General features: G+C 45.2%; 20 protein-coding genes. 16 read left to right on the forward strand and 4 right to left on the reverse strand.

Going from position 1 to position 19,802, the window contains the following annotated elements; all coding sequences use genetic code 11:
• Nucleotides 1-27: 27 nt before the first annotated feature.
• On the reverse strand, nt 28-291 hold the full coding sequence (locus H7708_RS08705; protein WP_223670229.1) for a hypothetical protein: 264 nt from the start codon (nt 289-291) through the stop codon (nt 28-30).
• Between the two features lie 370 nt (nt 292-661).
• Between H7708_RS08705 and prmA the strand changes: the two genes are divergently transcribed.
• The 9 genes from prmA to H7708_RS08750 all read left to right on the forward strand — a co-directional run bounded on the left by prmA (nt 662) and on the right by H7708_RS08750 (nt 10,423).
• Nucleotides 662-1,549: a 50S ribosomal protein L11 methyltransferase gene (gene prmA, locus H7708_RS08710; protein ID WP_223670231.1), complete on the forward strand. Its 888-nt coding sequence runs from the start codon at nt 662-664 to the stop codon at nt 1,547-1,549.
• A gap of 49 nt (nt 1,550-1,598) precedes the next feature.
• Nucleotides 1,599-2,369, forward strand: a complete 771-nt coding sequence (locus H7708_RS08715; protein WP_223670233.1) for a zinc-ribbon and DUF3426 domain-containing protein — start codon at nt 1,599-1,601, stop codon at nt 2,367-2,369.
• A 233-nt stretch (nt 2,370-2,602) separates the two neighbouring features.
• Complete coding sequence (dusB, locus tag H7708_RS08720) at nt 2,603-3,583, forward strand: tRNA dihydrouridine synthase DusB (protein WP_223670235.1); 981 nt, start codon at nt 2,603-2,605, stop codon at nt 3,581-3,583.
• Nucleotides 3,584-3,585: 2 nt separating this feature from the next.
• Complete coding sequence (fis, locus tag H7708_RS08725; RefSeq protein ID WP_407929737.1) at nt 3,586-3,876, forward strand: DNA-binding transcriptional regulator Fis; 291 nt, start codon at nt 3,586-3,588, stop codon at nt 3,874-3,876.
• Between the two features lie 62 nt (nt 3,877-3,938).
• Nucleotides 3,939-5,504 carry a bifunctional phosphoribosylaminoimidazolecarboxamide formyltransferase/IMP cyclohydrolase gene (purH, locus tag H7708_RS08730; RefSeq protein ID WP_223670237.1) on the forward strand — a complete coding sequence of 522 codons (1,566 nt, stop codon included), beginning with the start codon at nt 3,939-3,941 and terminating at the stop codon, nt 5,502-5,504.
• A gap of 24 nt (nt 5,505-5,528) precedes the next feature.
• Nucleotides 5,529-6,821: a phosphoribosylamine--glycine ligase gene (purD, locus tag H7708_RS08735; protein WP_223670239.1), complete on the forward strand. Its 1,293-nt coding sequence runs from the start codon at nt 5,529-5,531 to the stop codon at nt 6,819-6,821.
• Between the two features lie 319 nt (nt 6,822-7,140).
• Complete coding sequence (locus H7708_RS13480) at nt 7,141-9,780, forward strand: intermembrane phospholipid transport protein YdbH family protein (RefSeq protein WP_223670241.1); 2,640 nt, start codon at nt 7,141-7,143, stop codon at nt 9,778-9,780.
• 54 nt (nt 9,781-9,834) lie between these two features.
• Complete coding sequence (locus tag H7708_RS08745; protein WP_223670243.1) at nt 9,835-10,029, forward strand: YnbE family lipoprotein; 195 nt, start codon at nt 9,835-9,837, stop codon at nt 10,027-10,029.
• 58 nt (nt 10,030-10,087) lie between these two features.
• Nucleotides 10,088-10,423 (forward strand): YdbL family protein, encoded by a 336-nt coding sequence (locus tag H7708_RS08750; protein WP_223670244.1) that lies wholly within the window; start codon nt 10,088-10,090, stop codon nt 10,421-10,423.
• Nucleotides 10,424-10,443: 20 nt separating this feature from the next.
• On the opposite strand, the gene H7708_RS08755 is transcribed toward H7708_RS08750, so the two are convergent.
• Together H7708_RS08755 and H7708_RS08760 are read right to left on the reverse strand one after the other, a co-directional pair.
• A complete protein-coding gene (locus H7708_RS08755; protein ID WP_223670246.1) occupies nt 10,444-11,040 on the reverse strand; it encodes a glutathione S-transferase in 597 nt (198 codons plus the stop codon).
• A 12-nt stretch (nt 11,041-11,052) separates the two neighbouring features.
• Nucleotides 11,053-12,552, reverse strand: a complete 1,500-nt coding sequence (locus tag H7708_RS08760) for an AAA family ATPase (RefSeq protein WP_223670248.1) — start codon at nt 12,550-12,552, stop codon at nt 11,053-11,055.
• A gap of 79 nt (nt 12,553-12,631) precedes the next feature.
• Here H7708_RS08760 and coq7 point away from each other — a divergent pair, with 79 nt between their 5' ends.
• Together coq7 and H7708_RS08770 are read left to right on the forward strand one after the other, a co-directional pair.
• Complete coding sequence (gene coq7, locus H7708_RS08765) at nt 12,632-13,270, forward strand: 2-polyprenyl-3-methyl-6-methoxy-1,4-benzoquinone monooxygenase (protein ID WP_223670249.1); 639 nt, start codon at nt 12,632-12,634, stop codon at nt 13,268-13,270.
• 97 nt (nt 13,271-13,367) lie between these two features.
• Nucleotides 13,368-13,739: a DUF6746 family protein gene (locus H7708_RS08770; protein ID WP_223670251.1), complete on the forward strand. Its 372-nt coding sequence runs from the start codon at nt 13,368-13,370 to the stop codon at nt 13,737-13,739.
• A 28-nt stretch (nt 13,740-13,767) separates the two neighbouring features.
• On the opposite strand, the gene H7708_RS08775 is transcribed toward H7708_RS08770, so the two are convergent.
• Nucleotides 13,768-14,634, reverse strand: a complete 867-nt coding sequence (locus H7708_RS08775; RefSeq protein WP_223670252.1) for an ion transporter — start codon at nt 14,632-14,634, stop codon at nt 13,768-13,770.
• 488 nt (nt 14,635-15,122) lie between these two features.
• Between H7708_RS08775 and metK the strand changes: the two genes are divergently transcribed.
• The 5 genes from metK to H7708_RS08800 form a co-directional block, all read left to right on the forward strand.
• Entirely contained in the window at nt 15,123-16,283 is a 1,161-nt protein-coding gene (gene metK / locus H7708_RS08780) for a methionine adenosyltransferase (RefSeq protein WP_223670253.1), read from the forward strand.
• A 48-nt stretch (nt 16,284-16,331) separates the two neighbouring features.
• On the forward strand, nt 16,332-17,729 hold the full coding sequence (gene ahcY, locus H7708_RS08785) for an adenosylhomocysteinase (RefSeq protein ID WP_223670255.1): 1,398 nt from the start codon (nt 16,332-16,334) through the stop codon (nt 17,727-17,729).
• A 297-nt stretch (nt 17,730-18,026) separates the two neighbouring features.
• A complete protein-coding gene (locus H7708_RS08790) occupies nt 18,027-18,509 on the forward strand; it encodes a hypothetical protein (protein WP_223670256.1) in 483 nt (160 codons plus the stop codon).
• Nucleotides 18,510-18,649: 140 nt separating this feature from the next.
• Nucleotides 18,650-19,516, forward strand: coding sequence for a HamA C-terminal domain-containing protein (locus H7708_RS08795; RefSeq protein ID WP_223670258.1), 867 nt, complete (start codon nt 18,650-18,652; stop codon nt 19,514-19,516).
• A gap of 51 nt (nt 19,517-19,567) precedes the next feature.
• The coding region (locus H7708_RS08800; RefSeq protein ID WP_223670260.1) for a transposase at nt 19,568-19,802 on the forward strand (235 nt) is incomplete at its 3' end.

Consider the following 19,802-nt stretch of genomic DNA (forward strand, 5'->3'; position numbering starts at 1 on the left):
AGCATCGTAAAGTTTATAGCATTACAGTCATCTCCTACCTTTTTCGAAAAAAAGGTACACAATACTTCCATCGTCTTGTTCATACCTATGCTTCTTATCTAAGTAATAATATAAACGTCCAAATAAAAGGTCTGGATCTGTTTTAAGCTCAGTAGCTAATGAATCAATATCAATCGGTATATAGTTCCAAGAGGATCTAGATGATTTACTCTTCTCATATTTGATAAACTCATCATAGTAATTCTTATATATTGTTTTCAATACTTTTAAATCTGTTGGTGGTTTATTCATCACTATGTAGCCCTTTTCTAAGTTAGAAAGTACTTTTATTTATCAAGCTAACAGCTTAGCACCCTATATTCCATAAGATTGAGCTGAAGAGTCAGCGAGTCATAGTAATTCAAAACAGGACGTTTTGAATAGTGACATACAGGCCAAGGATGGAATGTATGTCACGGTACGTTAAGTGACTTGGTTACTATGAAGGAAACCGAGCAAAGCGAGGTCTTAATCTTGGGATGCCCTTCTTTTGGTTACTTTTCTTAGGCACGTAAGAAAAGTAACTCGCAGAAAAGCGAAACCACTAACCAAATGAAATCCAAATTAGTAGTTCCCCTCCTTTCCCCTTATAATAGCCCCAAATTGTAAAACCACGACTCTAATGGCCTGGATTCAGCTTAAATTCGACTACAAACATTCCGATGCAGACACCTTGAGCGATCATTTGATGGAGCTCGGCGCGCTGGCGGTGACTTTTCTTGATGCGGAAGATAAGCCAATCCTGGAGCCACTTCCGGGTGAGACGCCTTTGTGGGAACACTTAATTGTGTTAGCCCTGTTCAATGCGGATACTGATACTCAACAAATAGACACCTTGTTGCAACATAGCGACTTCTACCAGTATTTTGGTGACAGTTATGAGTGGGAAATCATTCGCGATCAAGACTGGGAACGCAGCTGGATGGATAATTTTAAGCCGATGCAGTTTGGCGACAAGGTCTGGATCGTGCCAAGCTGGTGCGAAGCGCCTGAACCTGATGCGGTGAACATCAGACTCGATCCTGGACTGGCTTTCGGTACCGGAACTCATCCAACGACATCACTATGCTTACAGTGGCTCGATAGCGCCGAACTGACAGGCAAGACCATTATCGATTACGGCTGTGGTTCGGGTATTTTAGCTATCGCAGCGCTGCTTTTAGGAGCAGAAAAAGTTTACGCGGTCGATATCGATCCGCAGGCTATCGAAGCGACCAAACAGAACCTGGAGCGTAACGAAATCAACAGTGAGCGACTGGTTCTGGGGCTACCCGAACACGTTGATTTACCCCAGGCTGATATACTGGTAGCCAATATTTTAGCCGAACCCTTGCGCCAGTTGGCAGAATCCATTGCAAATGCCGTGCAACCGGATGGAAATCTGGTATTATCGGGGCTTCTTGAAAGTCAGGCACAAGAATTAAAAACACTTTACAGTCAATGGTTTGATATGGACCCGGTAGCTACCGAAGAAGACTGGGCACGACTTTCAGGGAAAAAACACTCTTAATAATTACTATACTATTTTGTTATTGGCTTAGCTTTTGATCTGAAACTTTATGAGCGAAACATTTTTAACGAACTGTCCGCATTGCAAGTCAGTGTTTAAACTGCGTAAAGAACACCTTGAGGTCGCCTCGGGGCATGTTCGCTGTGGTAACTGTCATTCCTTGTTTTTGGCCACGGATTCATTGGTTTCACTGGAAAAAGAAAGTCAGAAAGCTCAAATGTCTGAAACGGTAGAAGAAGCGGAAGAACAGGTCGTTTCACAGAAAATTCCCGAATTAACCGAGATTGATAAATCAGATCATTACGAGCTTGAAGTCGATGAAGCACCTGATAAAACTCGAGATCATATGGGTACACTGAAGTGGGCTTTTTATGGTTTCGCCACTGTGCTTCTCATTTACTTAGCTTTTTGGTTTTTCTACCTGTGGCCTAATAAAGCTGTGCTGTCACAGGATACTGGCTGGCGTCCAATTTACCAATTTTCATGTTCCATGTTTGGGTGCCAGATTGCACCACGTCAGGATCTGGAGCAATACCGCGTTAACGCCATTGAAGTCACCATTACCCGCACAGGACAGAAAGAAGTGAGCATGGTATTAAAAAATACCGCTGACTTTGAACAACCATACCCTCAAATCAAGGTTATCTTAAGCGACATCAAAGGCAACCAATTCGCGAGCCCAGTCTACAAGCCACAGCACTACCTACCGGAGCTCAATCATAACGATCTTATTAAACCGGGCCAGTCAGTGCATATCGCCTTCACTTTCAATAATGAAATCAGCGATTACAGCGGCTATCAGGTAGAATTAGTTAAATAACAGCGATCACAACTCATATTCGTCCACTGTATCCATTTGTCAAGCTAAAAATTGATGGTTTTTTAAACAATTTTCATTCAAAAGCTGTGGCAAAAGGTGTATGATCGGCGACCTTAATTTGAACCCAACTTAAGTTATACAGGAGTTCACGGCGGCTTTGCGACACCGGTCGTGCAATAAGCCCGTGCTAGGAGACTATATCTCTCACTCCCGAAGAAACTGAATTCAAAACCATGCAAATCGCACAGTACCAACTGGACAATCCACTGATTCTTGCGCCTATGGCTGGCGTGACGGATCGTCCTTTCCGTTTATTGTGTAAAGAGCTTGGTGCCGGCATGACAGTTTCAGAAATGATCGCATCGAACCCTAAGCTTTGGAACACCAAGAAAAGCTTAATGCGTAGCGACCATAGGGGGGAGCCTGGCATTCGTTCGGTTCAAATTGCTGGTGCAGAACCTGAGATGATGGCACAGGCCGCTCTACATAATGTAGAAAACGGTGCCGAAATCATTGATATCAATATGGGCTGCCCGGCCAAGAAAGTTTGTAAAAAAGCAGCTGGCTCCGCTTTACTGCAGTATCCCGACCTGGTCGAGGACATTGTGAAAGCCGTCGTCAACGCTGTCGATGTTCCAGTGACATTAAAAATAAGAACAGGGTGGAACCCTGACAACCGTAATGGTGTCGACATTGCAAGAATTGCTGAAGACAACGGTATTCAAGCACTCGCCGTCCACGGCAGAACACGTGCCTGTAAATACCAGGGCTTCGCGGAGTACGACACTATTGCCGCAATCAAGCAGGCGATTTCGATTCCTGTGATTGCAAATGGGGATATAACCAGTCCGCAAAAAGCTCAGTATGTCTTACAACATACTCAGGCTGACGCATTGATGATTGGTCGAGGGGCCCAGGGGAACCCCTGGATATTCCGAGAAATTTGGCACTATTTGCGAACGGGCGAGCTTCTTGATCCGCCGAGTATTGATGAAGTCCAGGACGTAATGATTCGTCACGTCAAAGGCCTCCATCAGTTCTATGGGGATCACATGGGGCCCAAAATTGCGCGGAAGCATGTTTCCTGGTACCTGCAGGAACAGGCGGATGGCAAAGCGTTCCGCAGCACCTTCAACCGTATTGATGACGGTGCAGAGCAAATAGACGTTTTAAACCGTTATTTTGAACAAAAGCAACAGGCTATAGCAGCATGACTATTTTTGACACGACAACTAACAACCAAGCAAGTGCGCAGACTGACTCTGCCAGTTTCCAATCAAACCCTACTTTGCGTGAACACGTTGCAATTTCGATGCAACAGTACCTCAAGCAGATGCAAGGTCAGCCATTGAATGATGTTTACGATTTGGTGTTAACTCAAGTCGAAGAACCTCTCCTGCGTGCCATTATGGAGCACACTCGTAACAACCAAACGAAAGCGGCCAAGGTCCTTGGATTAAACCGCGGAACTTTGCGTAAAAAGTTAAAACGTTACAACTTACTGTAAACCTTTCGAATTAAAATAAGGGTTCTTTTTATCAGAACCCTTAATTTTTAAGGAGCTACAACATGCCTAACTATCGTCCGGTGAAACGCGCCCTGATCAGCGTTTCAGACAAGACTGGAGTAGTTGAATTTGCCCAAACTCTAGCGAGTAAGGGTATCGAAATTTTATCCACTGGTGGTACTGCTAAACTGTTACGTGATAACGACATTAGCGTTACCGATGTTGCCGATTACACCGGCTTTCCTGAAATGATGGACGGCCGCGTAAAAACCCTTCACCCGAAAGTTCATGGCGCCATCCTGGGTCGTCGTGGTATGGACGACACAGTGATGGAAGAGCACGATATCATTGGTATTGATATGGTCGTGGTCAATCTTTATCCGTTCGAAAGCACTATCGCGCGTAACGATTGCTCACTGGAAGACGCGATTGAAAACATCGACATCGGTGGCCCAACCATGGTCCGTTCTGCGGCAAAAAACCACCAGGACGTAACGATCGTCGTCGAAAATGAAGACTTCGCACAAGTGGCGGAGCAAATCGAAGACAAAGGCGCCGTCAATAAAGACACACGTTTCCGTCTAGCAGCGAAAGCCTTTGCACATACCGCGCGTTACGACGCTGCGATTTCAAACTACCTTGGCGTGCAGGCTTTTGACGATGACAGCGACTTCCCTCCGACCTATTCTGTGCAGTATAAAAAAGCACAGGATATGCGTTACGGCGAGAACCCACATCAAAATTCTGCCTTTTACGTTGAGCATGATCCGAAAGAAGCCAGCGTGTCGACATCGACACAGCTTCAAGGTAAAGAGCTGTCATACAACAACATTGCCGATACTGACGCAGCCCTTGAATGTGTGAAAAGCTTCGAGGAACCTGCCTGTGTTATTGTCAAGCACGCCAACCCTTGCGGTGTTGCCATTGCTGACACCATCGGCCAGGCTTACGATTTAGCCTTTGCCACCGATCCAACATCGGCATTTGGTGGCATTATCGCCTTTAATCGCGAACTGGATGCTGATACAGCGAAAGCGATTGTCGATCGTCAGTTTGTAGAAGTCATTATCGCGCCAAGCATTAGTAATGAAGCAAAAACTATCGTTGCTTCGAAGAAAAATGTCCGTTTACTAGAATGCGGTCAATGGGAACAGTCGCCCCCTTCTTACGACTACAAACGCGTTAACGGCGGCCTTTTAATTCAAGATCGCGACCTGGGCATGGTGTTTGAAGATGATTTACGTATCGTAACCAAACGTCAGCCAACTGAGGAAGAAATGCGTGACCTGCTGTTCAGCTGGAAAGTAGCAAAATTTGTGAAGTCGAACGCCATCGTTTATTGCAAAAAAGGCCAGACGATTGGCGTGGGCGCCGGTCAAATGAGCCGCGTTTACAGTGCTAAAATTGCCGGCATTAAAGCAGCGGACGAGAACCTTGAGGTTCGTGGTTCCGTGATGGCATCAGATGCCTTCTTCCCGTTCCGTGATGGTATTGATGCAGCAGCCGAAGCTGGGATCACTGCAGTGATTCAGCCGGGTGGTTCGATTCGTGATGACGAAGTCATCGAAGCAGCGAATGAAAACGATATGGCCATGGTCTTCACCGGCATGCGTCATTTCCGTCATTAATACCACAAGGTAAGGATTGAGATAATGAACGTATTAATTATCGGTAGTGGCGGTCGCGAACACGCGCTGGCGTGGAAAGCCGCCCAGTCAGATAAAGTCACCAAGGTCTTTGTAGCGCCGGGTAACGCGGGTACGGCCTTGGAAAACAAGGTTGAGAATGTTGCCATTGGTGTCGAAGCTATCGACGAGTTGATTGCTTTCGCTAAAGACAATCAGATTGAACTGACGATCGTTGGTCCAGAAGCACCTTTAGTCATCGGTGTGGTCGATTCATTCAACAACGCCGGATTAAAATGCTTTGGCCCAACCAAAGGTGCGGCACAACTTGAAGGCTCAAAAGCTTTTACCAAAGACTTTTTAGCACGCCACAATATTCCAACGGCGGCTTATCAGAACTTTACTGAAATCGAACCAGCAAAAGCTTATGTGCGTGAAATGGGAACACCGATCGTAGTCAAGGCCGACGGTCTTGCTGCGGGTAAAGGTGTCATTATTGCGCAAACTGAAGCCGAAGCCGATGCGGCGATTGATGATATGCTTGCTGGTAATAAGTTTGGTGATGCCGGTCATCGCGTGGTGATCGAAGAGTTCTTACAGGGCGAAGAAGCCAGCTTTATCGTGATGGTTGACGGTAAAAACATTCTTCCACTCGCCTCATCACAAGATCACAAAGCGCGTGATAATGGTGACACAGGCCCAAACACCGGCGGTATGGGTGCTTATTCACCAGCCCCTGTCGTCACACCAGAAATGCATGACCGTATTATGGAGCAAGTGATTGTTCCTACAGTTGAAGGCATGGCTACAGAAGGTCACCCTTACACGGGCTTCCTCTATGCTGGAGTGATGATCGATAGTGACGGTGTGCCAAAAGTGCTGGAATACAACTGCCGCTTTGGTGATCCAGAAACGCAACCGATCATGAGTCGTTTGAACTCAGATCTAGTGAAGCTTTGCCTGACAGCTATCGACGGTAAGCTAGATACCGCTACAGCAGACTGGGACCCACGCGCTGCTATCGGCGTGGTGATGGCTGCCGGCGGTTATCCCGACAGCTACCCAAAAGGCGATGTCATTTCAGGCTTAGATGCGGTTAATGACATTAACACTATCGGTAAAGTCTTCCATGCGGGTACCGCAGAGAAAGATGGCGCTATTGTGACAAACGGTGGGCGCGTCCTTTGCGTCGTTTCACTGGGTGATAACGTTACCGAAGCGCAAAAAAAAGCCTACCAGGCGGTTGAAAAAATCAGCTGGGACAAGGTCTATTACCGTACCGATATTGGTCATCGTGCGATTACACGTGAACAATCATAATAGACTTTAATTAATCCGACCTGCAAAATGCCGCTCAACTGAGCGGTATTTTTTTATACTTCCCCAGAAAAGGCCTCGTCACTCCTATTAGCATCCCTTCTGCCACCTGTGATGTGAAATCTCTTATAAATTTCTTTATCACAAAAAACAACAGTGACTACAGACTGCTATATTGATGGTTACCGCCTACTCGGGCGACCGCAGGAAGTGCCCGTGGTGAATGACAAAACTTGAAACGATTCATTACAGATTCAGTCTAATCCGCTACACTGAGCATGTTACACTTGCCGAGACATAACAAGGACTTACTGGTGGCATCGTGCAAAAGAAAAGTTCATTAAAAACAATCGCCAAAATTTTATTATGGATACTTGCCGTACTCATGCTAGTGCTCAGCGTTGCTTATTGGACAGCTCCTTCCTGGGTTCCGAACCAGGTAAAAAAATTCTTACCGCCATCGATCCAGCTTGAAACTCTGGAGCTCGAACATCCCGGCCTGACCTCGACTAACATTGACCGTGTAACCCTGACTATCGGCGATAGCCCACAATACCGAGTTAAGCTGACTGGTGTTGAGCTTGGTTATTCTCTGTGGCAAAGACGCTTAACTGCTATTCATGCTGAGTCGGCAACCCTGCAATGGCCTGATAAAACCAGTCCCACTGCAGAGTCAGAAAGACTGCCATCGATTCCATTGCCACAGCTACCCGTTGCTGAAGTCAGCATTGAACGATTAACGATTGAGGATCTGGCGCTGCAACCCATCGTTGCGCAAGCAATTCAAGTTACCGAAGCTGAACACTCTGCGGAAGTAACAACCATCGTTCAGTTTCTCAACCAAACGTTTAACATCAAAGCCAGCGCAGAAAGGCATGAGGAAACGCTTTCGAGTCTTAATGCCACGATTGTGCACAATGAGAACCAGCTAACCCTGATGGCAAGGCCCAACAACAGCAAGCGTTGGACACTTAACGCTGATGGTATGATCAATCCACAGGACTACTACCCACAACCTGGTATTGGCCCAGTCAAATTGACTTTAGATGGCATTGCCGATTTTTCAGACGAGCTAATCATGTTAGAGCTGGAGCCAACGACGACCTTATCAACAGAAATACTCAGTGACGACTTCGAGCTGAAGAAAACCCTACAAACGCTTCTGACGAACTATCATCTTAAAACCAATATCGACGAGTTCGAGTCTACCTATCAGTTAACCATACAACCACTCACACCGAGTCAATTGAGTTTTTCTGCATCTAAGTCCACGCTGCAGATGCTACAGGGACAACTTGGCCTACAGCTTGATAACCCTGCTATAAACACGGATATTCAATTATCGCAGCTTAGACTCGACCTGAAACAGGCATTAACCCATCAAGCACAATCGGCAGAACTGACTGCTCAATTATCGATTAAAAACTTATCGGGCAGTTATGATTCACCCGAACATACGGCAGCAACCAACGCCATAACACTGGATCTGGATAGTGACCTGAGCTTAGGCTCATCTAAGCTATCGATTATCACACAAGAGGGTCAGCTCGGATTAGGAAAAATAAGCTATCAGGGCAATAACTCGACGGGGTCGCTCAGCCCAAGCCAATGGTCGTTAGCTGGATCATCGCTGCTTGATTTCAAAAAACCTGCACAGAGTCATCATAAATGGCTCGTTAAAAGCCAACCAAATCTCAACGGCACTTTAAATTTTAGCAACGAACAGTTCAAGGCTACAGGTTTGTCAACCAAGCTGCAGCTCACAAAAAATCAGCAGCTGTCCAAAGGCAAGCTACAGGGCAGCTACTCGGTCTCTAGCCTCGCCCTGCAGCAACAGCCGCTGCAGCTAGACTCAATCACCGGCAACTTTGATTATGTCTTGAGCAAAAATCCCAAAGGGAAACTCCATTTTGATAATGCTCGTTATAACAGCGAGCAGCTCGGCGTTTCAAATATATCAGGGGATTTACACTGGCAAAAGAAACAGCAAATGTTCATCGCTAACGGTGTTCTAAAACATGACAAATCCAAAGTCCCCTTTGATTATTCTTTTGATCTGGAAAAGTCACAACACAGGTTAAAAGTCGACCAGTCCTCGCTACCGGTTTCTACCATCACAAGTTGGCTCAATATTTTAAAACATTATCCAGAACTTAGCTTTAACTCCGGGCAAGTCGAAATTGATTCACTGGATGGTGATCCGATTGGCCTGCTGTTTGATGGAACAATTCAACTCGATAATTTTAACCTTAATTACGATGAGTTTTATGTCAGGAATTGGACCATTGAAGATACGTTATCCCCAAGCTCTAAACTGGGAGGTACCACAAGAAATCACGTCGATAGTATAGAGCTGGCAACCGATATCGCTATTACCGATGTCAGCTTTTTAATGCCGCACACCATCAATAGCCTGGTCATTATTAATCTCAAGGGGCAGTTGCTCGATGGTAGTATTGAAATCCCCAGGCTCGCCATCAACGACAGTGACGTGCCACCTTTTACCGTATATTTGAAATCCATTGATGTGGGAGCTCTGTTAGAAGCCTTAGATAGCGAAAAACTCACACTCACCGGACACTTTGATTTTACCTTGCCATTAACGCTCAGTACGGAAGGCCAACAAATTACCGCCGGCAAGTTTAATGCATTGGAAGAAGGTGTTATTCAACTCAAATCGGATAAAGGGGAGCAAGCGAATATTGCCTTCCAGGCATTAGAGAATTTCCACTACCAGGAATTTTCCGGTACGCTCGACTATAACTTGGCAGGCGACTATGTCGTCGAGTTGCATGTGCTCGGTTCCAACCCGGAACTGTACAATGGTTTCCCTATAAAGCTGGATCTGACCTTACGCGGCCAACTGCCTGAGCTACTCTATTCAATGCTGATTAGCGGTGATATGACAAAACCGATACTGGATGATCTGGAACAAAAACAAATGCTCAACATTCAGCCATAATTCATGTTATTGTCTTACACTGTAAGGTATTGCTACGAACATAAGGAATTGGTAATGACCAAGCCAAAAAACATTACGTTGTGTGCTTCCTGTATTGCTCTACTGGCTGTAAGCGGGTGTACTGTAAAACTGGAAGCGCCTGAAAAACCAATTCATATTATTGGTGACTTCACCATTAAGCATGAAGTTGTAGTCAAGGTTGAAAAAGCGTTAGACCAAGCTCTGACCGAAGAATCTGGACTGTTTTAAACACCATCGAATAAACGGAAAGACATATTTTAGGACACCCTAAAATCAGGAGAGTAATATGAAGACTCTAACTCAATATTTACTGACTTTAACCACAGGATTACTACTAACAGCCCAGGTCTTTGCTGCCAACTTAGGACAGCTCAAAGATCAGGGGATCGTTGGTGAGCTCGACACAGGTTACGTTGGTATTGTCGCGCAGGCCAAAGCCACGGACGAGGTCAAAGCGTTGGTTGAAAGCGTGAATGACAAACGTCGTGATATTTACGCGCAACAGGCCAAGAAAAACAATAAAACCATCGCAGAGATCGAGGCTATTGCTGCACGTCGTAATATCGATCGCACCCAGTCAGGGCATTACATTAAAATCCGAGGCGCCTGGCAGAAAAAATAGTCTGCCAAGCCTGCTGGAAACTACTTGGGAACCGTTTGAGCAACGCTTGAACGGTTCTGTTGTTCCTCATACAATAATTGCAGTTTCGTGAACTTCTCCAGCACTCGATATTCTGGGTGACGAAACTCCATATAATTAACTAACGCTACGGTATTAATGGCTAAGATTTCAAAACGCTTCGGGTAGCTTGCCAGATGCGTCTGCAAGTAAGCCAATCCCCGGTCCAGCGCCTTGTTAAAACGCTCCTGCCAGAACTCGGATTGTCCCTCGCCACGCATTTTATCCTGCTGCAATGCCACTGCGGTATCCAATAACCCTCTTGTCAGAGAATACAGAGTTTTTAGCTGCCAGCTATTATCAATATCCTTAAACAAGCGAGAAGAATCGTCGGCGAACTGATCGAGGTACTCACAGATTACCTGACTATCAAAAATAGACATGCCTTCATCGTCTATCAGGCAGGGGACTTTGCACAGCGGATTGGCATCGATAAGCTCCCGCGGATTATCAAAAGGATGGTGTTCAACTTCATCAACTGTCTTTGTTAATCCCAGCTCCCTTATCGCCATGCGTGCCGCCCTTGCATAAGGTGACGCGGTAGAATAAATCAATTTCATGGTATCACTCCTCTAATTTGCCCTGACGGCTCGTTGGTCAGCCCAAGCGCGTAATGACGAAACTTTTTCAGCCATCACCACCGACAAAGGTTTGGTCTGAGAGAGCTCGTCCAGAATCATCTCCGTACTTAAGTCACACTCGCGATAATGGGCGGCATACAAACCGGCCACCACCGCCTGTTCAATCTCCGCGCCACTGAATCCATCAGCTTTTTGCGCCAAAGCGGTTAAATCAAAGTTTAAGCCCGACTGTTTCCGCTTCTCTAAATGGATGCGAAAAATATCCTGTCGCGCCTTAGCATCCGGCAAATCAACAAAGAACAATTCATCGAAACGCCCTTTGCGGATCAGCTCCGGTGGCAGGGCACTGATATCATTGGCTGTCGCCACAAAAAATACCGAAGCATCATTTTCCTGCATAAAGGTAAGCAATGTTCCCAGCATTCGCTTCGAAGTACCGCCATCGCTATCCGATGTGCTGAGGCCTTTCTCTAACTCATCCAACCATAAAACACATGGCGACATGGTTTGTGATAACTTTAACGCTTCTCGCAAATTCTTTTCACTTTCCCCATGCCACTTGTTGTACAGCGCACCAAAGTCCAGTCTCAATAAGGGTAACTGCCACATACCTGCCACGGCTTTCGCTGCCAGTGACTTACCACTGCCCTGCACTCCCATCATTAGAATGCCTTTAGGGCGATCTAAGCCGATATCCGAATCGCTTAAGAATACTTTACGACGTAACTCCAACCATCGTTTCAGATTCTCCATACCGCCCACTTCGGCAAAGTGAGCCGTTTCATACTCGTAGTGCACCGCTCCATCCAGATCGAGCAGCTCATAACGAGCCTGATTAACTTTTTCGACTTCGGTTTCGGTAATGGCACCATCATCATAAATCAGATTACGGATCATCTGTGCGGCATCCGCTCGGGTCAAACCGTTTAAGTTCTTAATCAGCCGTCTCATCACTTTCTTGTCGGTGCGCACCTTCCTTCCCGGGTTTTCCATACCCCAACGCGCGGCTTCTTTTCGAATGATCGACTCCAACTCTGCCGAGTCAGGCAGGCTCAAGGAAAAAGAGCGTGATAAGCGCTTCAATTCTTCCGGCAGTTCCATTTTATGGCTGATCAGGACAAGAGTCTGTCGATTGTCCGGGTAATCCAGTGCAATATCCCGTAACAAACGAGTCGTTTGCGGGTGATCCTGACCGATAAAAGGATGAAAGTCACATAAAACATAAATACCACGGCGCTCCATGCGCTTAATGTGCTGCAAGCACTTGGCCGGATCCTGGGTATCTTTTAATGCAGCAAAGTTGTCGCCATCCACTTCAAAGCGACGTAACCCTTCGGTTACATGCCAGCCGAACACCGGCTGATTGAGCGACATCGCGACTTGATTGATTAAACCGACAGCTCGTGGCTCTTCGTGCGTTTCAATCACCAATATCGGATTTTTTGACTCGATGAGAATTTTTAGATCATTCTGTTCTGTTTTACTTCCCATAAACTGCGCAGCATCTCCATTATTTCTATTTTTATCAATTAGCGCTAAAATAACCAAAAACGCAATCAGGTTATTTTATATGCGCCAGTATAGCTTTTTCGACCAACTCTGTATGGTAGCGGATTCAGCACTAAAAACAACTCAAGGTATCTACGATTCCGCACCTCGCAAGAGCCCGTCTGACGGCATAGCCGAGCAGGAATTAACGGATGATGAACAGAAGCATGCTGCCAACCTGATGCGTATCAACCATACTGGTGAAGTCTGTGCACAGGCACTTTATCAGGGTCAGGCACTCACCGCCAAATTACCTGATATTCGTAAAGAAATGGAGCAGGCCGCACAGGAAGAAGTTGATCATCTCGCCTGGTGCAGCGAGCGCTTAATCGAACTCAATAGCCACGAGAGCTACCTAAACCCGATCTGGTATGCTGGTTCTTTTGCCATCGGTGCCACCGCCGGTCTGGTTGGTGATAAATGGAGCCTGGGCTTCGTCGCAGAGACCGAAAACCAGGTCTGTAAGCACCTGGAAAGTCACCTGGAAAAGCTGCCAGAGCAGGACTACAGAAGCAAAGCCATTCTGTCACAAATGCACACCGAAGAACTCAAGCACGCCACTACCGCTATCGATAATGGTGCAGCAGAACTCCCTGCACCAATCAAACTTGGCATGAAAGCGATGTCTAAAGTTATGACCACTAGCGTTTACTATATTTAGCAGCCAACCCAGCATTCATTGATATAAATCATTCAACCTTGACAACTTTCGTCTTATAATGTGAATGATTATTGTTTACCAAAAGGACACAGCAAACATGAAATTATTAAAACTCGGCTTTATCGCGCTAAGTTTTCTAATCGTAGCAACAGTATCGGCATCTGAAATACGCCACTACAAGGGCGAAGACGTCAATACGGTAGAAGAAGCCATCTCGGTGCTGAAGAAGTATAATACTGAACTGGAGAAGCTCCTTAAAGCTGAGGAACTCAAAGCTCAGGATATGGCCAAGATCCACCAAATGACCTACAGCATGGAAAATGCTCTGGAAATCCTCGAGGGTTCTTTGAATATCACCCAGCGCAACCTGGAAGAACTGCACTTGTCATCAGAAACCATGAAAACCGACAAAGCCCAAATCTACGGACAGCTATATCTGGAAGGCGTCTCTTTTTATACCGAAAAGTAACATCCCTTTCCTGAGGCAGAGCAATAACTTAAAGCTCTGCCCCACACTTCTTACAAAATTCTGCATCGGCATCGTGTCCTTCATAGGCACAAACCGGACAGGCGTTGTTAGTGACTTCTTTTGTTCTATGTTCATTGATCGCCTGACGCGTGATCTCTGCACTGTAAATACCCGTTGGTACGGCAATTAATCCGTAACCCATAACCATGATGCAGGAAGCTAAAAACTGACCGAGTGGCGACTGTGGTGAAATGTCGCCATAACCGACGGTGGTTAAAGTGACAATTGCCCAGTAGATTGATGTCGGAATACTGGTAAAGCCGTTTTCTGCGCCTTCGATGACGTAAATCAATGAGCCAAAAATCACGACCAGCAGTATAACGGTATAGAGAAAAACGCTGATCTTGGCATGACTATTGCGCAACGCTTTCATCATCAGACTGGCTTCGCCAATATAACTGGCCAGTTTAAAGATCCTGAAGATTCGTAGGACACGCAGAATTCGAATCACCAGGAAATACTTGGCATCGGTTAAGAACAGAGCCAGGTAGGTCGGTAAAACCGATAGCAGATCGACGACGCCATAAAAGCTTCTTGCGTAAAGCATAGGCCGGCGAACGCAAATTAATCGCAAGATATACTCGATTGTGAAAAGTATGGTAAAGCTCCACTCCGCCAGCCACAAAACGGTTTGATACTGAGCCGATATCGAATCCACACTATCCAGCATCACAGCGACAACACTGGCAAAAATGCTGATAATCAGGACCACATCGAAGGCTTTACCCCAGCCGGTATCTGCCTCAAAAATAATTTCGTGTATTTTCTCGCGCCACGGTGCTAACGGTTCACCATCATCGAAATTGTGTTTTTTACGTATTGGTGCTCGACCCATGAATAGATTTTCGTCCTGCAAATTGATTGAAATAGATTGCTTACTGCATCATAAACGGATACTTGTAATATTAAAACTATGATTGGTTTGTTGAGCTTTCATAAAGTGTTTCTGCTGGGAGCTATTTTTTTGTCCAACTAGGCATTAAAAGCAATTAATAGTAGTGCTATTGATTGCTTTTAATAACAACGTTGGGGAGGAAAACAGCCCCAGCACTGGGTAAGCTAAAATAGCATTCATCAAAACACATACTTTAAAAACAGTTTCTCAATCCCAATAAAGCTATTTTAAGCTTAACAGAAACATCTATTATGAAAGCTCAACAAGCCCTTTTATTTATATTCATGTGTTTTTCACAACGAAAGATGTAAAAATAGGTGTTTTAGACGTCCAAAAGATGTAAAATTCGATTACTTTTTGACCGTCGAGGACGACCTGACGGTCTATATTTTAGTGTATATCACACAGATTAAGGTATAAGTTACACAATGAGCAATTATTCAGTCTTTACCTCTGAGTCAGTCTCAGAAGGCCATCCAGATAAAATCGCTGACCAAATTTCCGATGCTGTGCTCGACGCCATCCTGAAACAGGATACCAATGCGCGTGTTGCAGTCGAGACTTTAGTGAAAACCGGCATGGTTCTGATTGCTGGTGAAGTTGCGACCAAGGCATGGGTTGATATTGAAGATATCGCCCGCAAAACCATTCAAGACGTTGGCTACACCAGTTCCGACATGGGCTTCGACTTTAGCTCCTGTGCAGTGTTAAACGCCATCGGTAAGCAGAGCCCGGATATTGCTCAGGGTGTTGACCGTGATGATCCAGACGCGCAAGGCGCTGGTGATCAGGGGCTAATGTTCGGCTATGCCAGTAATGAAACCGATGTGTTAATGCCGGCTCCTGTCACTTACGCTCACCGACTGGTAGAGCGCCAGGCACAGTTACGAAAAAATGGTACTTTGAGCTGGTTACGTCCAGACGCCAAAAGCCAGCTGACCTTCCGCTACGAAAACGATAAGCCAGTAGGTATTGATGCGGTTGTTTTATCGACTCAGCACACCCCGGATATCAGCCAGTCAGTGTTGAAGGAAGCGGTTATCGAAGAAATCATCAAACCTGTGCTACCTTCTGAGTGGGTAACAGGCGATACCAAGTATTTCGTTAACCCAACCGGCAAGTTCGTTATCGGCGGTCCAATGGGCGACTGCGGCCTGACAGGTCGTAAAATCATCGTTGATACCTATGGCGGTATGGCACGTCACGGTGGCGGTGCATTCTCCGGTAAAGATCCCTCAAAAGTCGACCGCAGTGCAGCCTACGCTGGTCGTTATGTGGCGAAAAATATCGTTGCAGCTGGTTTGGCTGATCGATGCGAGATCCAGATCTCTTACGCTATCGGTGTTGCTGAACCGACCTCGATCAGCGTGAATACGTTCGGTACTGGAAAAATCAGTGAAGATAGACTGGTACAGCTGGTTCGCGAACATTTCGATCTACGTCCACGCGGTCTGATCAAAATGCTTGATCTACTACACCCTATTTACAAAGCCACAGCAGCTTATGGTCACTTCGGTAGAACTGAAGATACTTTCACCTGGGAGCGCACCGATAGAGCTGACGCGCTTCGTGATGCTGCTGGCCTTTAAACCGTTTTTTAGTTTGTAAATTCATCGTAACCAATTATTGGGAACAACATGACAGATTATATTGTAAAAGATATTAACCTCGCTTCCTGGGGTCACAAAGAAATCGAAATGGCAAAAAGCGAAATGCCTGGTTTGATCCAGATTCGCGAAGAATACGAAGGCGAACAGCCACTGAAAGGCGCACGCATTGCAGGTTCATTACACATGACGATTCAAACGGCCATGTTAATGGAAACGCTAATCGCCCTTGGCGCCGAGGTTCGTTGGGTTTCTTGTAATATCTACTCAACACAGGATCACGCCGCAGCAGCAATGGCTGATCAGGGTATTCCAGTTTTCGCATATAAAGGCGAAACATTGGACGAGTACTGGGACTACACGCATCGCATCATGACATGGGGCGACGGTGGTTCTCCAAACATGATTCTTGATGACGGCGGCGACGCGACCATGCTTCTAATCTTGGGTACTCGCGCTGAAAAAGACATCAGCGTATTGGATAACCCGGGCAGCGAAGAAGAAGTTGCGCTATTCAAGTCAATCAAAGCAAAACTTGCTGAAGACGACACTTTCTACTCACGTACACTGGCTGAGATTCAGGGCGTGACTGAAGAAACCACCACTGGTGTTGCTCGTTTGTACCAGATGAAGAAAAACGGTGAACTACCATTCCCAGCGATCAACGTAAACGACTCAGTAACTAAGTCTAAGTTCGATAACCTGTACGGCTGCCGTGAGTCGCTGGTTGACGGTATCAAGCGTGCAACAGACGTTATGATCGCCGGTAAAGTGGCTATCGTTTGTGGTTACGGCGACGTAGGTAAAGGTTCGGCGCAATCACTTCGTGGTCTTGGCGCTACAGTTTGGGTTACAGAAATTGATCCAATCTGTGCATTACAAGCAGCGATGGAAGGCTACCGCGTCGTTGATTTACAGAATCCAAACGTTGTTGAACAAGCTGATATCTTTGTTACAGCAACCGGTAACTACGACATTATCCGTCATGAGCACATGGAGCGCATGAAAGATCAGGCTATCGTTTGTAACATCGGTCACTTCGATAACGAAATCAATATCGCCAGCCTGGAAAACTACGAGTGGATCAACATTAAAGACCAAGTTGACCAAGTCGTATTCCCAGACGGTAAGCGTATTACGCTGTTGGCCAAAGGTCGTTTGGTAAACCTTGGCTGTGCTACAGGCCACCCAAGCTTCGTTATGTCAAACTCGTTCACTAACCAGGTTCTAGCGCAAATCGAACTTTGGAAAAACGGTGACAAGTACGACAACGATGTTTACATCCTACCGAAACACCTCGATGAAAAAGTTGCTAAGCTCCACCTAGAGCGTATCGGCGCAAGCCTAACCACGCTAACCGACAAGCAAGCAGCTTACATCAACGTAGAAGTTGAAGGCCCTTATAAGCCTGAACACTATCGTTACTAATCACACTTTTCGTGATATAAGAAAGCCGGCTTCTGCCGGCTTTTTTGTGCCTAAAAAACTTAACCAAAAGTAAGCACTAACTTTAAAAAAATATCATTATTCGCAAAAAGCGGTGACAAATTACTGATAAAAATACCTATTATGTCTGAAATATACTGGATATAGCGGCCTGATGGTCCGCTAATCCTCTCAATATCTGGAAAATAGACACTTGTAAAAAAACATCAAGAACAATAAAGTGTTACAAACGAATTCGTATAATAAAGTGTTAAATGCACAAAAAGGATTGTGCCAAAAATGAAAAACCCATATACAGAAAATGATAAACGGCTCTCTGATGTAATCGCAGCCATCCAAGTTATGGCAACGTACAAGTTCTATAAATTGGACTTTTCTGGCTGGGCTGATCGAATTGAGGGAAAAGCTGAGAAAATACCTCATTGGAAGAAGGTCTTTCAGCAGCACCCAGAATTTTTTAGATTGGATAGCAAGGAAGAACGAGCCTCTCTCGTTTGGCGTCGGAATTATCAGAAGCTATACGATGTAGATAAAGAGGAAAAAATATCCAGAGAGGAATATTTACAGCTAAATGATGAACAAAAGAAGAGATTTTCACGAACACCGCTAACCAACTCAGATATTTCAACATTAATTGAAACCGCCATAAATTTACATTCAAGCGAACTAGATCATAAGCGAGATTCTAGGTGGTGGATTAGTGGTGCTGTCGGCCTTGCTGGTGTGATTATTGGTGCAATTATCAATGCAGTTGCCGGGTAAACATTTAACAAACAAAGGCAGGCTTGCCCCTTCGGGTCGGGCCTCCTTAGGGCGTTATACAAAGGGTTTAGTAAGTTCGCTTTCGACTTAAAGTGTACATAAACCATTATGATTAGAACAATTTTTAGGAATAGTTAACAATGAGGCAGTCTTTAAGGGATCTTATAAAAAATACAATACTGCTTAAGTATAAGCTCCCGAACACTAACCTCAACTTTTCTAATACGAAGATATCAACAGAAGAAGACTCATGTTATACATCAGATAATAACGATAAGCTTGCATTACTTATCTATAATGCGGTAATTGAATATGCCTTCAACGAATATGAATTATCCGATTACGATTTCGATACTTTGCATAGAAGAGCGCTGACAAGAAAGCTGAAATTTAACGATGATGCTACAGATGAGCAAAAACTAAAGTATGGTTTTTATGGGGAGGTTGTTCTCTATTGCATGCTCTATATTTTCTACGGAGCTCCACCTGTGATTGCTAGAGGTCACTTATATCAAGTATTAGAGAATGGTGAAACAAAAGGGTACGATGCATACCATCTTATTGATAATAACGGAACAACGGAATTGTGGTTTGGTGAAGTTAAGTTTTTTTCTCAATTTGGCTCTGCTACAACCGGTCCTAATGGCGCCATAACTAACCTTCAGAAAGCCATTTCAGATGATTATCTCAACAGAAATTTAATCGCAATTTCAGAGAGGACAAATGATTTAGCTAAAGGGAGTTCTTCTTTAGTGCCAATATTAGCTGACATAAAAGCGAACCCTGATTTAAAAATTTCTGAATTGTCAAAAAAGCATAATATTAAATTGGTTTACCCAATACTCATCTTGTATGACGAAAAGAGGGGTGGATATGACAAAACTATTGAGGATTCATTGAGTCATATAAAAAATAAAGTAGGTGACCTGTCATTCGATACCTCATTAGATGTCTCATTATTCTTTATATTCACTCCTGTATATGGAAGCAGTGTAGTGGCAGACTAAACCCGAACACTCTTTTAAGTGGTAGTATTACCCTTAACAAAGAGGTGTTCAATGGTAAGAAGAAGACAACGTCGGTCATTCAGTCCGGAGTTTAAACGAGATGCTGTGAGTTTGGTGCTTGAACAAGGCTACAGTTATGCGGAAGCAAGCCGAGCCGTAGATGTCCATGACAATACCCTCCGAAAATGGGTTCAGCAGTTAAACAGTGAGCAAAGCGGTCAAACGCCTAAAGGTAAGGCGATGACCCCAGAGCAGCAGAGAATACAAGAGCTTGAGGCTCGCGTGA

Origin of the sequence: Kangiella shandongensis (assembly GCF_020005365.1) — a bacterium.
Lineage (GTDB): Bacteria > Pseudomonadota > Gammaproteobacteria > Enterobacterales > Kangiellaceae > Kangiella > Kangiella shandongensis.

Excerpts from the sequence above, each read along its gene's own strand:
- H7708_RS08705 (WP_223670229.1), bottom strand. The coding sequence starts at position 291 with ATGAATAAACCACCAACAGATTTAAAAGTATTGAAAACAATATATAAG.
- prmA (WP_223670231.1), top strand. The coding sequence starts at position 662 with ATGGCCTGGATTCAGCTTAAATTCGACTACAAACATTCCGATGCAGAC.
- H7708_RS08715 (WP_223670233.1), top strand. The coding sequence starts at position 1,599 with ATGAGCGAAACATTTTTAACGAACTGTCCGCATTGCAAGTCAGTGTTT.
- dusB (WP_223670235.1), top strand. The coding sequence starts at position 2,603 with ATGCAAATCGCACAGTACCAACTGGACAATCCACTGATTCTTGCGCCT.
- purH (WP_223670237.1), top strand. The coding sequence starts at position 3,939 with ATGCCTAACTATCGTCCGGTGAAACGCGCCCTGATCAGCGTTTCAGAC.
- purD (WP_223670239.1), top strand. The coding sequence starts at position 5,529 with ATGAACGTATTAATTATCGGTAGTGGCGGTCGCGAACACGCGCTGGCG.
- H7708_RS08745 (WP_223670243.1), top strand. The coding sequence starts at position 9,835 with ATGACCAAGCCAAAAAACATTACGTTGTGTGCTTCCTGTATTGCTCTA.
- H7708_RS08750 (WP_223670244.1), top strand. The coding sequence starts at position 10,088 with ATGAAGACTCTAACTCAATATTTACTGACTTTAACCACAGGATTACTA.
- H7708_RS08755 (WP_223670246.1), bottom strand. The coding sequence starts at position 11,040 with ATGAAATTGATTTATTCTACCGCGTCACCTTATGCAAGGGCGGCACGC.
- H7708_RS08760 (WP_223670248.1), bottom strand. The coding sequence starts at position 12,552 with ATGGGAAGTAAAACAGAACAGAATGATCTAAAAATTCTCATCGAGTCA.
- coq7 (WP_223670249.1), top strand. The coding sequence starts at position 12,632 with ATGCGCCAGTATAGCTTTTTCGACCAACTCTGTATGGTAGCGGATTCA.
- H7708_RS08770 (WP_223670251.1), top strand. The coding sequence starts at position 13,368 with ATGAAATTATTAAAACTCGGCTTTATCGCGCTAAGTTTTCTAATCGTA.
- H7708_RS08775 (WP_223670252.1), bottom strand. The coding sequence starts at position 14,634 with ATGGGTCGAGCACCAATACGTAAAAAACACAATTTCGATGATGGTGAA.
- metK (WP_223670253.1), top strand. The coding sequence starts at position 15,123 with ATGAGCAATTATTCAGTCTTTACCTCTGAGTCAGTCTCAGAAGGCCAT.
- ahcY (WP_223670255.1), top strand. The coding sequence starts at position 16,332 with ATGACAGATTATATTGTAAAAGATATTAACCTCGCTTCCTGGGGTCAC.
- H7708_RS08790 (WP_223670256.1), top strand. The coding sequence starts at position 18,027 with ATGAAAAACCCATATACAGAAAATGATAAACGGCTCTCTGATGTAATC.
- H7708_RS08795 (WP_223670258.1), top strand. The coding sequence starts at position 18,650 with ATGAGGCAGTCTTTAAGGGATCTTATAAAAAATACAATACTGCTTAAG.